The sequence below is a fragment of the Simplicispira hankyongi genome (assembly GCF_003570885.1).
In the GTDB taxonomy this organism is placed as follows: Bacteria; Pseudomonadota; Gammaproteobacteria; order Burkholderiales; family Burkholderiaceae_C; genus Simplicispira; species Simplicispira hankyongi.
The window spans coordinates 21,449-37,607 of record NZ_QXJC01000001.1; the positions used below are offsets into that span (position 1 = coordinate 21,449).

Annotated in this window: 12 protein-coding genes; 8 read left to right on the forward strand and 4 right to left on the reverse strand. The window is 64.3% G+C overall.

The window, feature by feature from the left end:
• Window positions 1-23 precede the first annotated feature (23 nt).
• The 5 genes from rlmB to D3F03_RS00120 all read left to right on the forward strand — a co-directional run bounded on the left by rlmB (window position 24) and on the right by D3F03_RS00120 (window position 6,530).
• Window positions 24-770 carry a 23S rRNA (guanosine(2251)-2'-O)-methyltransferase RlmB gene (gene rlmB, locus D3F03_RS00105; RefSeq protein ID WP_119107361.1) on the forward strand — a complete coding sequence of 249 codons (747 nt, stop codon included), beginning with the start codon at window positions 24-26 and terminating at the stop codon, window positions 768-770.
• A 99-nt stretch (window positions 771-869) separates the two neighbouring features.
• Window positions 870-1,262 carry a glutaredoxin family protein gene (locus tag D3F03_RS00110; RefSeq protein ID WP_119107362.1) on the forward strand — a complete coding sequence of 131 codons (393 nt, stop codon included), beginning with the start codon at window positions 870-872 and terminating at the stop codon, window positions 1,260-1,262.
• 79 nt (window positions 1,263-1,341) lie between these two features.
• A complete protein-coding gene (locus D3F03_RS17465) occupies window positions 1,342-1,473 on the forward strand; it encodes a hypothetical protein (RefSeq protein WP_281271404.1) in 132 nt (43 codons plus the stop codon).
• Complete coding sequence (locus D3F03_RS00115) at window positions 1,470-1,916, forward strand: PaaI family thioesterase (protein WP_245960442.1); 447 nt, start codon at window positions 1,470-1,472, stop codon at window positions 1,914-1,916. Before D3F03_RS17465 ends, D3F03_RS00115 begins: the two co-directional genes overlap by 4 nt.
• 258 nt (window positions 1,917-2,174) lie before the next feature.
• Window positions 2,175-6,530 carry a PAS domain S-box protein gene (locus D3F03_RS00120; protein WP_119107363.1) on the forward strand — a complete coding sequence of 1,452 codons (4,356 nt, stop codon included), beginning with the start codon at window positions 2,175-2,177 and terminating at the stop codon, window positions 6,528-6,530.
• Between the two features lie 166 nt (window positions 6,531-6,696).
• Here D3F03_RS00120 and D3F03_RS00125 read toward each other — a convergent pair whose 3' ends face one another.
• The 4 genes from D3F03_RS00125 to D3F03_RS00140 all read right to left on the reverse strand — a co-directional run bounded on the left by D3F03_RS00125 (window position 6,697) and on the right by D3F03_RS00140 (window position 10,148).
• Window positions 6,697-7,605, reverse strand: coding sequence for a diguanylate cyclase domain-containing protein (locus D3F03_RS00125; protein WP_199665387.1), 909 nt, complete (start codon window positions 7,603-7,605; stop codon window positions 6,697-6,699).
• A 203-nt stretch (window positions 7,606-7,808) separates the two neighbouring features.
• Window positions 7,809-8,411, reverse strand: coding sequence for a chromate transporter (locus tag D3F03_RS00130; protein WP_119107365.1), 603 nt, complete (start codon window positions 8,409-8,411; stop codon window positions 7,809-7,811).
• The gene (locus D3F03_RS00135; RefSeq protein WP_119107366.1) at window positions 8,408-8,986 is read right to left on the reverse strand and encodes a chromate transporter; all 579 of its coding nucleotides are present in this window, start codon (window positions 8,984-8,986) and stop codon (window positions 8,408-8,410) included. Before D3F03_RS00135 ends, D3F03_RS00130 begins: the two co-directional genes overlap by 4 nt.
• Window positions 8,987-9,098: 112 nt before the next feature.
• Window positions 9,099-10,148 (reverse strand): AI-2E family transporter, encoded by a 1,050-nt coding sequence (locus D3F03_RS00140; protein WP_119108471.1) that lies wholly within the window; start codon window positions 10,146-10,148, stop codon window positions 9,099-9,101.
• A 235-nt stretch (window positions 10,149-10,383) separates the two neighbouring features.
• Between D3F03_RS00140 and D3F03_RS00145 the strand changes: the two genes are divergently transcribed.
• From D3F03_RS00145 to lpdA, 3 genes are all read left to right on the forward strand, one after another.
• A complete protein-coding gene (locus D3F03_RS00145) occupies window positions 10,384-13,260 on the forward strand; it encodes a 2-oxoglutarate dehydrogenase E1 component (protein WP_119107367.1) in 2,877 nt (958 codons plus the stop codon).
• Between the two features lie 51 nt (window positions 13,261-13,311).
• The gene (gene odhB / locus D3F03_RS00150; RefSeq protein ID WP_119107368.1) at window positions 13,312-14,586 is read left to right on the forward strand and encodes a 2-oxoglutarate dehydrogenase complex dihydrolipoyllysine-residue succinyltransferase; all 1,275 of its coding nucleotides are present in this window, start codon (window positions 13,312-13,314) and stop codon (window positions 14,584-14,586) included.
• Window positions 14,587-14,671: 85 nt separating this feature from the next.
• A complete protein-coding gene (lpdA, locus tag D3F03_RS00155; RefSeq protein ID WP_119107369.1) occupies window positions 14,672-16,099 on the forward strand; it encodes a dihydrolipoyl dehydrogenase in 1,428 nt (475 codons plus the stop codon).
• The last annotated feature ends 60 nt before the right edge of the window (window positions 16,100-16,159 follow it).

Genomic DNA, 16,159 nt, shown 5'->3' on the forward strand with positions numbered 1-16,159 from the left:
TCCGCCGCCCGGATAATCTCCCCATGTCCAGCCCCAAAGTTCTCTTCGGCTTTCACGCCGTCGGTGTGCGCCTCAAGACGGCGCCGCAATCCATCGTCGAAATTTATTACGAGGCCACGCGGCGCGATGCCCGCATGCGCCAGTTTCTCGACCGGGCGCGCGAGGCGGGGGCCCGCCTGATCGAAGCCGACAGCCTGCGTATCGCCAAGCTGGCCGGCAGCCACGGCCACCAGGGCGTGGCCGCGCGCGTGCAGCCTCTGGCGCAGATCACATCGCTCGACGAACTGCTCGAAGACCTGGAGGCCAAGGGCACGGTCAACCCCTTGCTGCTGGTGCTCGACGGCGTGACCGACCCGCACAACCTGGGAGCCTGCCTGCGCGTGGCCGATGGCGCCGGCGCCCACGCGGTGATCGCCCCCAAGGACCACGCCGCCGGCATCAACGCCACGGTGGCCAAGGTGGCCAGCGGCGCCGCCGAGACCATGCCGTACTTCATGGTCACCAACCTGGCGCGCACGCTGGGCGAGCTCAAGGAGCGCAACATCTGGATCATTGGCACCAGCGACGATGCGCCGCGCACGCTCTACCAGGCGGACCTCAAAGGCCCGGTGGCGCTGGTGCTCGGCGCCGAGGGCGAAGGCATGCGCCAGCTCACGCGCAAGACGTGCGACGAGCTGGTGAGCATTCCCATGCGCGGCGTGGTAGAGAGTTTGAACGTTTCGGTGGCAAGCGGTGTCTGTCTGTACGAGGCGTTGCGCCAGCGGTCCTGATCGCCATTGCCTGGGGGCGCTGCGGCTGCCCCAGTCCCGATGGCTTCCCTGTCCTGCCGCTGCCCGTCCAGGGTACCGGCCATCCACTGAAATCCCACGATGAAATCTGTTGTCCGTTATTTTTTTAGAACCTTGCGCGTCTTGCTGGGCCCCGTCATGCTGCTCAAGGAAGCGCTCACGCGGCCGCAAGGCGTCGTGCGCACAAGCGCCGAGCAGGCGTCGGTGGATGCCGCGTGCCGTAGGCTGGCGCTCTACCAGTACAAGACCTGTCCTTTCTGTATCAAGACCCGCCAGGAGATGCGGCGCTTGTCGCTTGACATCACCAAGGTGGATGCGCAGCACGCCGGCCCGGCCCGAACCGAGCTGCTCCAGGGCGGCGGCCAGACCAAGGTGCCTTGCCTCAAGATCACCGACGCTGCGGGTTCCAGCCGCTGGCTCTACGATTCCGAAAAAATCATGGCCTACCTGCGCAGCCGCTTTGCTCCCGCTTGAGCTTCGTGGAGGCCGCTTGGGCAGGGCGATGGCACCTCGGGGACAGCCGCTGACAAGCGCCTTCACCGACACTTTCCGAATGACAGGCCAGCCTTCAGCGCCAGAGCAGATGACCGAAGACTTTCGCCGGCTCTCTGGCGAGCCGATGCGCGGGGCCATTGCGCAGGCGCCGGCCGATTTTCAGAAAGACATCGAGAGGGAGGCCTGGTGAGCGCTGAAGTACAGATTCCGGTGGGGTTCAGCCCCATCGAGGCGGGCGGCCCGTTCATGGACAGCAACGGGCCGCTCTATTTGCTGCACCAGGGCGACGTGGTGAAGTTCGGCTTTCGGGTGGAGCGCCGCCACGTCAACCCCATGAACAACCTGCACGGCGGCATGATGGCGAGCTTTTGCGACATGCTGCTGCCGCTCTCGGTGCACCGCAAGGACAGCACGGTGGGCATGCGCTTTTTGCCCACCATCAGCCTGCAGATCGACTACCTGGCCCCGGCGCCGCTTGGCTGTTGGGTGGAGGGCGAAGCCGAGCTGCTGCGCGCCACCCGTTCATTGGTGTTTGCACAGGGCCTGGTGCGCGCCGATGGCGTGCCCTGCGCGCGGGTCAGCGGGGTGTTCAAGATCGGGCCGGAGTTCACCCTGGAGACGGCGAAACCCTGAAGGCTGTTGATCCGTTTCACAAGGTGACGGCACGCCCGTGCCGGGCAGGCATTCGCCATTTGCTGCCGGCGCAACTGTGCTGACCGCGCGCAGCAAATTGGCGTCTCTTGCGCTGGCTCAAACAGACTCCGTATCCAGTGCGCCGCAAGCGCGCACCGCGTTGACGCCACCCATGGTGGCTGTCGATACTGGCTGTTGACCGCTGGCGGGGTTTGGGCCGTTTGGGCGCCTTTCCTGCTGCATGCAACAGGAGAGGCCATGGAGCAAGAACCAGGGGCAGGGGCGCAGTCTGCACTGCGACAGGACATCGAAGCGCTGGAGCGGGAGAACCGGGCCCTGACGGCGGCGCTGCAGAGCAGCGAAAACGCGCTCCAAGAGGCGCGCGCTACCTTGGTGCGCAGCGCGGCGTACAACAAGCGCGTTTATCAGGATTCTCCGGTGCCCATCGTCATCATCGACCCGGCCATCGGCATCGTCGATTGCAACCTGGCAGCGGTGCGCATCTACGGTTTTTCCTCGCGCGACGAGGTGCTGGGCAAGATGCCGCTGGATTTCTCGGCGCCCATCCAGTACGACGGCACCGACACGCAGTCTGCGGGAGAGGAGATCACACGTACCATCTTCGAGCACGGCATTGCCAATTTCCTCTGGCGTGCGCGCCGGGCCAATGGCGAGATCTTCGACGCTGAGGTCAACCTCATGGCCTTTGACTGTGGCGGGCGCATTTTGCTGCGTTTCACGGTGGACGATGTTTCGGAAAAGCGCCGCGCCCGGCAGGAGATTGACCGCCAGCAGGCCGAGATCGCCAAGCTGCTGCAGGAGCAGCAGGTGATCTTCGAGAACACCCCCAACGGGATTTGCTATTCGGCCGATGGCATCGTGCTGCGGGTGAACAAGCGTCTGTGCGAAAACTTAGGCATTGCGCGCGGCGATGTGCTGGGTCAGCCGGTGGCGCGCACGCTTTTCTCCAGTGAAGAAAACTACCAGGCTTTTGCCGCCATGGCGGCGCCGCTGCTCAGTGCCGGGAAAGAGGTCCGTACCGAGTGGGAGTTTCGCCGCAGCGATGGCACTTCTTTCTTGGCCATGGTCTCGGGCCAGGGCATCAACATTCCCGGCCACGAGCGCTCCGCCGTGTGGATCTACGAAGACATCACCGAGCGCAAGAAGCTTGAACTTGAGCGCCAGGACAACGAGGGCCGCCTGCTGCGCATTCTGGAGAACAGCCCCGTGGGCGTGGTGATTGGCACGCAGGAAGGGCGGCTGGTGTTTGCCAACCGCCAGCATGCCGCCATGATGGGGGTGCCTGCTGAGGATGTGCCGTCGTACAACACCTACCGTTCCTGGCGCAACCCGGCGGACCGCGACACCTTCATGGAGCAGCTGCGCCGGGACGGCAGCGTGAAGGCCTACCAAGCCGAACTGGTGCGCACCGATGGCACACCCATCACCGTGCTGCTGTCGTCCATGCTGCTGGATTTTTCGGATGGGCGCTACCTTATCTCGTGGCTCTACGACATCACCGAGCGCCAGATCGTGGAGCAGCGCATCGCGCGCAGCGAGGAGCGCCTGAACCTCGCCTTGCGCGGTGCCCACCTGGGCCTATACGACTGCAGCATCGATGCCCAGGGGCGTATCAGCGACGTGACGGTGAACGACATCTGGGCCGAAATGCTGGGCTACGAGAAAGAGAGCCTGCTGGCCCGCTACCCCGACCACCTGTCGTGCTGGCAAGACCTGATCCACCCCGATGATTTGCCGGAAGTACAGCAACGCTTGCAGCTTTTTCTGGACAACAAGGTGCAGGAGCACCAGGCCACCTTTCGCATGTGCACCCACTCCGGGCAGTGGCGCTGGATTCAGGACACCGGCGACGCCGCCCTGCGTGGCCCAGACGGCCGGCCGCGCCGCCTGGTCGGTATCAACCAGGACATCACCGACCAGAAAATGGCCGAGGCCAGCCTGCGCGACAGCGAGGCCAACAACCGCAAGCTGCTCGATGAGCAGCAAACGATCTTCGACAATGCCCCGAACGGCATCATTTACACCGCCGATGGGGTGATCCTGCGGGTCAACCAGCGCATGGGGGAATACCTCGGCTACGAGGCAAAGGATCTGATCGGTCAGCCGGGCAGCATCATTCACCACTCTGCCGAAAAATATGCCGAATTCGGCGCTCTGGTGGGGCCTTTGCTTGGTGCGGGCCGGGACGTGAATGAGGAATGGGAGTTTGCGCGCAAAGATGGGGGCACGTTCGTGGCCCAGGTGTCGGGGCGGGCCATCCACTCTTCTGACCACCGCAAAGTGACCATCTGGGTGTTCGAGGACATCGCCGAGCGCAAGGCGGCCGAACGTGCCATGGCCGAGGCGCGCCGCGTGGCCGAAGAAGCTACCCGAGCGAAAAGCGATTTTCTGGCCAACATGAGCCATGAAATCCGCACCCCCATGAACGCCATCATCGGGATGTCGCATCTGGCGCTGCAAACGCCGCTGGACGACCGCCAGCGCAACTATGTGGAGAAGGCGCACCGCTCGGCGGTGGGCTTGCTGGGCCTGATCAACGATGTGCTCGATTTTTCCAAGATCGAGGCGGGCAAGATGGTGATTGAGCAGACCGGGTTTCAGCTTGATGAGGTGATGGACCATCTCGCCAACCTGATTGGCCTCAAGACCGAAGACAAGGGGCTGGAGCTGCTCTTCCACGTGGCCCCGGACATTCCGGCGGGCCTGGTGGGCGACCCGCTGCGCCTGGGGCAGATTCTGGTCAACCTGGGCAACAACGCCGTCAAGTTCACCGAACACGGCGAGGTGGTGATCTCCATTGAAAAAACGGCTGAGGACGCGCAGGGGGTCGAGCTGTATTTCCGGGTGCGTGACACCGGCATTGGCATGACGCCGGAACAATGCGCCAAGCTGTTCCAGCCCTTCAGCCAGGCCGACAGCTCCACCACGCGCCGCTACGGCGGTACAGGTCTGGGCCTGGCCATCTCCCGCAATCTGGCCGAGCAGATGGGCGGGCGCATCTGGGTGGTCAGCACGTCGGGGCAGGGCTCTGAATTCCATTTCACCGCGCGGTTTGGTCTCCAGGACATCGCCACGACGGCACCCCGCCTGGGCCGCGAAGCACTTCAGGCCATGCGGGTTCTTGTGGTGGACGACAACGCCTGCGCCCGCGAGATCACGGCCAGCATTGCCCTCAGCCTGGGCCTGCAGGTGGATACGGCGATGGATGGCGCGGCTGCCCTGGCCGCCGTGGCCAGCGCCGAGCAGCAGCACCAGCCCTACAACCTGGTGCTGATCGACTGGAAGATGCCGCAGATGGATGGCATCGAAACCCTGCGGCGGCTGCACGAGCATGCGCTCCTGCAGGTGCCTGCCACCATCATGGTCACCGCCTATGGCCGTGAAGAGGCGCTGGGCGAAGCCGAGCGCTGCGGTGTCGCACTGCGCTCGGTGCTGACCAAACCGGTCATGGCCAACCAGTTGCTGGACGCGATTGGCCGCACGCTGGACCATATCGGGCTGGTCGAGCACCAATCGGGCCTGATGGGCCAGGATGCCCAGGCTGCCATGCACCAGTTGGCCGGCGCCCGCTTGCTGCTGGTGGAAGACAACGAGCTGAACCAGGAGCTGGCGCTGGAGCTGCTGCGCCATGCCGGTATGCAGGCCGTGCTGGCCACCAACGGCCAGGAGGCGCTGGATCTGCTCGCGCGCGATGCGCAATTCGACTGCGTACTGATGGACTGCCAAATGCCGGTGATGGACGGCTATGAGGCCACGCGGCGAATTCGTGCCCATCCGGCGCTGCGCCATCTCCCCGTGATTGCCATGACGGCCAACGCGATGGCCGGCGACCGCCAACGCGCTCTGGCCACGGGCATGAACGACTACATCGCCAAGCCGCTGGATGTGGGCAGCATGTTCCGCACCATCGCCCGCTGGGTAGGGGCGCGCTGCGCTGTGTCGGGCGCTACTGCACCAGCGGTGCCGGTGCAGGGACCGTTGCCGCCACCTGCCGCATCGGGCCTGCCGCAACTGCCGGGCATCGACACCCGGTCCGGACTGGCAACCACGATGCACAACGAGGGGCTGTACCGCTCGCTGCTGGGCAAATTCCACGCGGGCCAGGGCGCATTTGTGTCGTCCTTTCGGACTGCGCAAGGGTCTGGCGATGCGGGTGCCCCGGAGCGGCTGGCCCATACCCTTAAATCGGTGGCGGGCAGCATTGGCGCGCGGGGCGTGCAGGCGGCAGCCGCAGCGCTGGAAGGTGCCTGCAGACAGGGCGATGCGGCCTCGTGCATCGACACCTTGCTGGATACGCTGGCTGCTGAATTGGCCCCGGTTCTTGAAGGCCTGGACGCCCTGGGGGTGCGAGCCGTGGTGCCCGCCGCTCCTGCAGCCGCCCCCGCAGACCCGCAGCAGGTGCGTGCATTCCTGCACGGGTTGCAGGAGCTTTTGGCAGCGGGAGATTCCAGTTCGCTCGATTGGGTGGCCGCGCAGGCCGGGCTGCTGCAGGCGGCTTGCCCGCAGGCGCACCAGGCGATCGCCGCGGCGATCGAGGGCTTTGATTTCGAGTCCGCGCTGGCCCTGCTGCAGGAGAGCGCACCGGTGCAGTGAGTTAGGGCCATGCTGAACAAGTCCCTCACGCGCCGCGCATCCGTCCCTCGGGCGGTCTGCGGCGTTGCAAATCCTCGTCATTGCTGCGGCTATGGCTGCGGCTTGCGCTTTGCATCCCATCCCAAGGCACGGCGCGCGTCATCGCGGTGACTTATTCAGCATCGCCTTAGCGAATGCGTGCCACGAAGCGGTTGCGTCCCGCGCTTTTGGCCTCGTACAGGGCGGCGTCTGCCATGTCCACCAGGGCCTGCGCGGGCTCGTCCGTCTGGGGTATGGCCGTGGTCACGCCCAGGCTGATGGTGACATGGCCGTGCGTGGGCGACTGGGCGTGCTCCAGGCACAGCGCCTCAACGGCCGCGCGCATCTGCTCGGTCAGGCGGCTGGCGCCGCAGCTGTCGGTGGAGGGCAGCAGGCAGGCAAACTCTTCGCCGCCGCAACGCGCCACCAGGTCGGTGGGCCGCGTCACGCAGGCCGCCAGCGCTTGGGCGACCTGGATCAGGCACTGGTCGCCTCCGGGGTGGCCGTAGTGGTCGTTGTAGGCCTTGAAATGGTCGATGTCGATGGCAATGAGCGACATCGGTGTCTGCGCGCGCGCTGCGCGCTGCCACTCCAGATGCAAACGGTCGTCAAAGCGGCGCCGGTTGCTGATGCCGGTGAGGTGGTCTTGCGTGGTCAGGCGCTCCAGCAGGTCGCGGCTGCGCTTGAGTTCGATGTGGTTGCGCACCCGGGCCTGCACGATGGAAGGGCGTATGGGCTTGACGATGTAGTCGATCGCGCCCAGCGACAGGCCGCGGGCTTCATCTTCCTCGTCGTCGCGGGACGATACGAACAGCACGGGAATCCCCGCCGTGGCAGGGTTCTGCTTGAGCCGGGCGCAGACCTCGTAGCCATCCATGTCGGGCATCATCACGTCCAGCAAAATCAAGTCGGGCGGTTCCGCCGCAGAGGCCAGTGCCAGGGCGCGTTCGCCATTGATGGCCACCTTGACCTTGTAATCCTGCTTGAGCACGGCAGAGATCACCTGCAGGTTCTCGGGGGAGTCGTCCACCACCAGAATGGTTGCCTGTGCTTGCATCAGCGGACCCATGTTGCGTTGACGGACGGAAAAAACGGTTACAGAACGTATTTGCCGCCGAAAAGCATAGGGTGTTTCAGAGGAACTGGTGCCAGAAATCGGTCTCTGGCTGCGCTGGATCAAGGCAGGGAGTGCCCGTGGGCGATTTTGACCATAAGCCACCAGGCAGTCAGCCCCCAGTTGCCGGCGCGAAACGCCAGGCGCTACACCCAGCCCATCGCCCCCAGCACGGCGCCCGCGGCCAGCAGCCACAACAGGTGCAGCTGGGTGCGCCAGACCAGCAGGCCGCAGACCCCGCTCAGCAGCCACAGCGGCCAGTCGGTGGCAGCCACGCCGTTCGCGCGCCCCAGCACCCAGGTGGTGGCGCAGACCAGCCCGACCACAATGGGCGCCATGCCCAGCCGAAAGGCCCGCACGCTGCGGCGCTCGCGATTGCGTTGGGCCCAGCGCGTGGCCAGCAAGGTCAAGGTGGTGCTCGGCAGCATGATGCCCGCCATGCAGACCACTGCGCCCATCAGCGCCCAGGCCCAGGTCGCTGCCGGGCCGCTGCCCGCCTGCGCTGCAGCGTTGAGTCCCACATTCCAGCCCAGCAGGGCGATGAACAGCACGTTGGGACCTGGGGCGGCCTGCGCAAGCGCAATGCTGGCGCCAAACTGCGGGTCGCTGATCCAGCCGTGCTCAGCCACCAGGATGCGGTGCATGTCAGGCGCCGTGCTGATGGCACCGCCCACCGCCATCAGCGACAGTGCGAGGTAGTAGCCAAACAGATGCAGCCAGCTTGGCCAGTCCAGCGCCATTGCCGTCATGGCCGGCCCAACCTGTGCCAGCTGAGCACGCAGGCTGCGCCGCCCACGACCAGCAGCACCCAGGGAAGGGGAATGTGCAAGCCAGCGATGGCCAGGGCCGTGATCAAGGCCAGCGCGCAGGCCGTGCGCCAGCCCAGTGGGTGCTGGCGCAGCGCGGCGCCCAGCTTGATGGCCATGCCACCAATCAGCCCCGCCGCCACGGCGCCCATGCCGCGCAGGGCTCCCGCCATGGCGGGGTGGCCAGAAAACCGTGCATACACGGTGGCAACGACGAGCAGCAGTACCGTAGGCAACGCCAGCATTCCGGCAAGTGCCGCCAGTGCGCCGCGCAGCCCGAAGTAGCGGTCGCCCATCATCACGGCGAGGTTCACCACGTTGGGCCCTGGCATGACCTGGGCGACGGCCCAGTCCTCAATGAATTCCTCGTTCGTCAGCCAGTGCCGGCGCTCGACCAGTTCGCGCTGCACCACGGCCAGCACGCCGCCAAAGCCCTGCAGTGCCAGGGTGGTAAAGGCGAGAAACAAGGCACGGGGATTGTCCGGGCGGGAAGCCGGGGGCTGAGATGTTGTGGGCATCAGAAATCAAGTAAAAATGGCCTCTAGCGCTTATCTGTCTTGCGTGAGCAGCTATACATTTTGGGGTATTCAAGCGCGAGGGCGGATGTCAGGGGCGAACGTAGCCTCGCACCTACAAACCGTCTCCTGGCGCAAACAGGTCCCAGCAGGCCATGAAGAGCGCGGCAATCACGGGCCCGATGACGAAGCCGTTGAGGCCCAGCAGGGTCATGCCGCCCAGGGTTGAAATGAGAATCACATAGTCGGGCATTTTGGTATCGCGCCCGACCAGAATCGGGCGCAGCACGTTGTCCACCATGCCGATGACGGCGATGCCAAATACAGCCAACACCACCGCCTGCCATACAGCACCGGTGGCAAAAAAGTAGATGGCTACCGGCCCCCAGATGAGTCCTGCGCCGATGGCCGGCAGCAGGGACAAAAATGCCATCAGCACGCCCCACAAAATCGGTCCCTGCAACCCCAACACCCAGAAAATCAGGCCGCCCAGCAGGCCCTGCGTGGCCGCTACCATGAGGTTGCCTTTAAGCGTGGCGCGAATCACGGTGGTGAATTTGCTGCTGAGCCGCGTCTTGTGCCCCTCGTCGAGCGGAACCGCGCTTCTGATGCGTGCGGCCAGGGTGCGGCCATCGCGCAGCAGAAAAAACAGCAGGTACAGCATGACACCGAGGCTGACGACGAACTGCAAGGTGTTCTGGCCGATGTTGAACGCACGCGTTGCGATCAGCTGGCTGGCTTGCACGGATACTGAAGACAGCTTGTTCTGCAAAGACGGAATGTTGGTCAACTCCATGCGGTCCAGCCAGCCAACGGCCCAACTGGGCAGTGCTGCCATGACCTGCTGGAAGTAGGTGCCGAAGTTCAGTTGCCCCGAGCGCGTGCGCTCATACAGGTACGTGGCTTCTTGCACCAGCGAAATCGTCAGCAGGGTCATTGGCAAAATGACCAATACCAGGCACAGGATCAGCGTGGAGAGGGCCGCCAGATTGTGCCTGCCAGGCATGCGCGCGAGCAGCTTGCGGTGCAGCGGTGCAAACAAAATTGCCAGCGCGACGCCCCAGAACACGGCTTCGTAATAGGGCCACAAGATCGCCAGAAAGGCGATGGAGACGAGGATCAGGAGCAGCAAAAAAGTGCGGTCCTGCAGCTTGGAATGCGTCATGAGGCTCATGGTGGGACTGTAACGGTGCAGTCGGGATGGGTGGCATGGGCGGGCCAGGCCAAGAATGTACGCGAGAGCGTCCGCAAGCGCGCTGAAAGCCTATCGGTGGCACAATACCGCCCGTACCAAGGCCCTTCCCCAGCCACAGTCGCATCCGCCAATCGGTTCAGCCGTGTCGCGGAAGGTTTCTTAAACCACCTAATGCTTTCTGGAGAAAGCGAAAGGCCCGCGGAATATGAACGAGACGCCGTCCGTTTACCAAGCCTACCAAGGCAACACCTACCTCTTTGGCGGGAACGCGCCGTATGTCGAGGAGATGTACGAAAACTACCTCGCCAACCCAGGCAGCGTCCCCGACAACTGGCGCGATTACTTCGACGCCCTCCAGCATGTGCCCGCTGCGGACGGCAGCGATGCCCGCGATGTGCCGCACTTGCCCGTGGTCAACGCGTTTGCCGAGCGTGCCAAGCAGGGCGGCACCAAGGTGGTGGTCGCCAGCACGGATGCAGACATGGGCCGCAAGCGCACGGCAGTGCAGCAGCTCATTGCCGCGTACCGCAACGTGGGGCAGCGCTGGGCCGACCTCGACCCGCTCAAGCGCACCGAGCGCCCTGAAATTCCTGAACTCGAGCCAGCGTTCTACGAGTTCAAGGATGCCGACCAGGAAACGGTTTTCGACGCCAGCAACACGTTTTTCGGCAAGGAAAGCATGCCGCTGCGCGAGCTTATCAATGCGCTGCGCGAAACCTACTGCGGCACCATCGGTGCCGAGTACATGTATGCCACTGACCAGAACCAGAAGCGCTGGTGGCAGCAAAAGCTCGAAAGCATCCGCAGCAAGCCGGCGTTCAACGCCGAGCAGAAAAAGCACATTCTTGAGCGTCTCACGGCTGCCGAAGGCCTGGAGCGCTTCCTGCACACCAAGTATGTGGGGCAGAAGCGTTTCTCGCTCGAAGGCGGTGAGAGCTTCATCGTCGCCATGGACGAATTGATCCAGGTTGCCGGTGAGACGGGCGTGCAGGAAATCGTCATCGGCATGGCGCACCGTGGTCGTCTGAACGTGCTGGTCAACACCCTGGGCAAGATGCCCAAGGACCTGTTCGCCGAGTTCGATCACACGGCTCCGGAAGATCTGCCGTCGGGCGACGTCAAGTACCACCAGGGCTTTAGCTCCGACGTGAGCACGCGCGGCGGCCCGGTGCACCTCTCGCTGGCGTTCAACCCCTCGCACCTGGAAATCGTCAACCCGGTGGTCGAAGGTTCGGTGCGCGCCCGCATGGACCGGCGCGATGACCCGCACGGCAAGCAGGTCCTGCCCGTGCTGGTGCATGGCGATGCCGCCTTTGCCGGCCAGGGCGTGATCCAGGAAACGCTGGCACTGGCGCAAACGCGCGGTTACACCACCGGCGGTACGGTGCACATCGTCATCAACAACCAGATCGGCTTTACCACCAGCGACCCGCGCGACAGCCGCTCCACGCTGTACTGCACCGACGTGGTCAAGATGATCGAGTCGCCCGTGCTGCACGTGAACGGCGACGATCCGGAAGCCGTGGCGCTCGCCATGCAACTGGCCCTGCAGTTCCGCATGGAGTTCCGCAAGGATGTGGTGGTCGACATCATCTGCTTCCGCAAGCTCGGCCACAACGAGCAGGACACGCCCAGCCTGACCCAGCCGCTGATGTACAAGAAAATCGGCCAGCACCCCGGCACGCGCAAGCTCTATGCAGACCGCCTTGCCGCGCAGGGGCTTGGTGAAGGCCTGGGCGACGAAATGGCGCGCGACTACCGCGCCGCCATGGACGCCGGCCGCCACACGGCCGAGCGTGTGCTGACCAACTTCAAGAGCAAGTACGCCGTCGATTGGAGCCCCTTCCTGGGGAACAAGTGGACCGACGCGGGCGACACGGCCATCCCGCTCACGGAGTGGAAGCGCCTGGCCGAGCGCATCACCACCATTCCAGAGTCCGTCACGCCGCACCAATTGGTGAAGAAGGTGTACGACGACCGCGCCGCCATGGGCCGCGGCGAGCACCCGGTGGATTGGGGCATGGGCGAGCACATGGCCTTTGCCTCGCTGGTCGCCAGTGGTTACCCGGTTCGCCTGTCGGGCGAAGATTGCGGCCGCGGCACGTTTACCCACCGCCACGCCGTGGTTCACGACCAGAAGCGCGAAAAGTGGGACGTGGGCAGCTATACCCCGCTGCAGAACGTGGCCGAGAACCAGGCGCCGTTCACCGTCATCGACTCCATCCTGTCGGAAGAGGCCGTGCTGGCCTTTGAATACGGCTATGCGTCGAACGACCCGAATACCCTGGTCATCTGGGAAGCGCAGTTTGGCGATTTCGCCAACGGCGCGCAGGTGGTCATCGACCAGTTCATCGCCTCGGGCGAAGTGAAATGGGGCCGCGTCAACGGCATCACGCTGATGCTGCCGCACGGCTACGAAGGCCAGGGGCCGGAGCACAGCTCGGCGCGCCTGGAGCGCTTCATGCAGCTGTCGGCTGACACCAACATGCAGGTGGTGCAGCCGACGACGGCCAGCCAGATCTTCCACGTGCTGCGCCGCCAGATGGTGCGCAACCTCCGCAAGCCCCTGATCATCATGACGCCCAAGTCGCTCCTGCGGAACAAGGACGCGGCCTCGCCGCTGTCCGAGTTCACCAAGGGCGCCTTCCAGACGGTGATACCGGAACAGAACCAGGACGTGGTGAAGAACGCTGCCAAGGTCAAGCGCGTCATCGCCTGCTCGGGCAAGGTGTACTACGACCTGGTCAAGCGCCGCACCGAAATGGAAAGCCTGGACGTTGCCATCGTGCGTGTTGAGCAGCTCTACCCGTTCCCGCACAAGGCCTTTGCCGCGGAACTCAAGCGCTTCCCCAAAGCGACAGAGATCGTGTGGTGCCAGGACGAGCCGCAAAACCAGGGTGCCTGGTTCTTTGTGCAGCACTACATCCACGAAAACATGGTCGACGGCCAGAAGCTCGGCTACTCGGGCCGCGCCGCCTCGGCTTCGCCAGCGGTGGGCTATTCGCACCTGCACCAGGAGCAGCAAAAGTCCCTGGTGGACGGTGCATTCGGCAAGCTCAAGGGGTTTGTGCTGACCAAGTAAGTCAGCGATCCGACTCCCCCACAAACCCCCAAAATTTCCCGAAAGATTGATATGGCTATCGTAGAAGTCAAAGTCCCGCAGCTGTCCGAGTCCGTGGCGGAAGCCACGCTGCTCGCCTGGAAGAAGAAGGTCGGCGAGGCCGTCGCCATCGATGAAATCCTGATCGAAGTCGAAACCGACAAAGTGGTCTTGGAAGTGCCCGCTCCCGCAGCAGGCGTGCTCACCGAGATCGTGCAAGGCGACGGCGCCACCGTGGCGGCCGAGCAGCTGATTGCCCGCATCGACACGGCAGCGGTCGCAGGGGCGTCAGCGCCAGCGGCGTCAGCACCGGCTGCCGCGGCAGCACCCGTCGCTGCGGCGTCGGCCCCCGCCACTGCCGGCTCCGGCAAGGGCGACGTTGCCATGCCTGCGGCGGCCAAGCTGCTGGCCGACAACAACCTGTCGACGGCCAGCGTCGCCGGCACCGGCCGCGACGGCCGCGTCACCAAGGGCGACGTGCTGGGCGCCCTGGCCTCCGGCACAGCGAAGGCCGCGCCCGCCGCTGCGCCGAGCAGCATTCCAACGGGGGCGCCAACCAAGTCCCTGCCGCAGGTGGCGGCGCCCGCCAGCAAGACGAACCTGGGTGAGCGCCCGGAGCAGCGCGTGCCCATGAGCCGTCTGCGCGCGCGCATTGCCGAGCGCCTGCTGCAGTCGCAAGCGACGAATGCCATCCTGACCACGTTCAACGAAGTGAACATGGCTCCCGTGATGGAGATGCGCAAGAAGTTCCAGGACGCGTTCACCAAGGAGCACGGCGTCAAGATTGGCTTCATGAGCTTCTTCGTCAAAGCGGCGGTGCACGCGCTCAAGAAGTACCCGGTCATCAACGCCAGCATCGATGGCAACGATGTGGTGTACCACGGCTATTTCGACATCGGTATTGCCGTGGGCAGCCCGCGCGGCCTGGTGGTGCCGATTTTGCGCAACGCCGACCAGATGAGCTTTGCCGACATCGAGAAGAAGATCGCCGAGTTTGGCCAGAAGGCCAAGGATGGCAAGCTGGGTATCGAAGAGATGACTGGCGGCACCTTCTCGATCAGCAATGGCGGCACCTTTGGCTCCATGCTTTCGACGCCCATCATCAACCCGCCGCAATCGGCCATCCTGGGCGTGCACGCCACCAAGGACCGCGCGGTGGTGGAGAACGGGCAGATCGTCATCCGTCCGATGAACTACCTGGCCCTGTCTTACGACCACCGCATCATCGACGGCCGCGAAGCCGTGCTCGGTCTGGTGGCGATGAAGGACGCGCTGGAAGACCCGTCACGCCTTCTCTTTGACATCTAGCCGCTGTGCGTGGCCAGCCCACCCGCGCCGTGCCTTGGAGGCGCTGCGCCCGGTGGGTTTTTTACCCTATTGAACGAGGTTTCTTATGAGCAAACAATTCGACGTCATCGTCATCGGCGGTGGCCCCGGCGGCTACATTGGCGCCATTCGCGCGGCGCAACTCGGCTTCAACGTGGCCTGCATCGACGAGTGGAAGAACGGCGTGGGCGGCCCTGCACCCGGTGGCACTTGCACCAACGTGGGCTGCATTCCCTCCAAGGCGCTGCTGCAGTCGTCCGAGCATTTCGAACACGCCAACAAGCACTTTGCCGAGCACGGCATCACGGCCACCGGCGTGAAGATGGACGTGGCGAAAATGGTCGGCCGCAAGGATGCGGTGGTCAAGCAGAACAACGATGGCATCCTGTACCTGTTCAAGAAGAACAAGGTCAGCTTTTTCCATGGTCGCGGCTCATTCGTCAAGGCGGTCGATGGCGGCTACGAGATCAAAGTGGCCGGCAGCACCGAAGAGACGCTGATGGCCAAGCAGGTCATCGTCGCCACGGGGTCCAACGCCCGTGCCTTGCCCGGCGTGGAGTTTGACGAAGAGCGCATCCTGTCGAACGACGGCGCGCTGCGCATCGGTGCCGTTCCCAAGAAGCTTGGCGTGATTGGTTCGGGCGTCATTGGCCTGGAAATGGGTTCGGTCTGGCGCCGCCTGGGCGCCGACGTGACCATCCTCGAAGGCCTGCCGACCTTTCTGGGCGCGGTGGATGAGCAAATTGCCAAAGAGGCCAAAAAAGCCTTCGACAAGCAAGGTCTCAAGGTCGAGCTGGGCGTGAAGATCGGCGAGGTGAAATCTGGCAAGAAGGGCGTCAGCATCGCCTACACCAGCGCCAAGGGCGAGGCCCAGACGCTGGACGTGGACAAGCTCATCGTCTCCATCGGCCGCGTGCCCAACACCATCGGCCTGAACGCCGAGGCTGTGGGCCTGCAACTGGGCGACCGTGGCGAGATCGTGGTCGATGCCGATTGCAAGACCAACCTGCCCGGTGTCTGGGCCGTGGGCGACGTGGTCCGCGGTCCCATGCTGGCACACAAGGCCGAGGAAGAGGGCGTGGCCGTGGCCGAACGCATGGCGGGCCAGCATGGCCACGTCAACTTCAACACCATTCCCTGGGTCATCTACACCAGCCCCGAGATCGCCTGGGTGGGCCGCACCGAGCAGCAGCTCAAAGCGGATGGCGTCAAGTACAAGGCCGGCACCTTCCCGTTCCTGGCCAACGGCCGCGCGCGCGCCCTGGGCGACACGACCGGCATGGTCAAGTTCCTGGCCGATGCGGCGACCGATGAAATTCTGGGCGTGCACATCGTCGGCCCGATGGCCAGCGAACTGATTGCCGAAGCCGTGGTCGCCATGGAGTTCAAGGCCAGCAGCGAAGACATCGCCCGCATCTGCCATGCGCACCCCTCGCTCTCCGAATCCGTGAAGGAAGCGGCCCTGGCAGTGGACAAGCGCACGCTGAATTTCTAACTTGAAATTTGTAGTGAAATAGGGCGCTAGCGCTTACTGGATAAGCGCTGGCAGCTATAA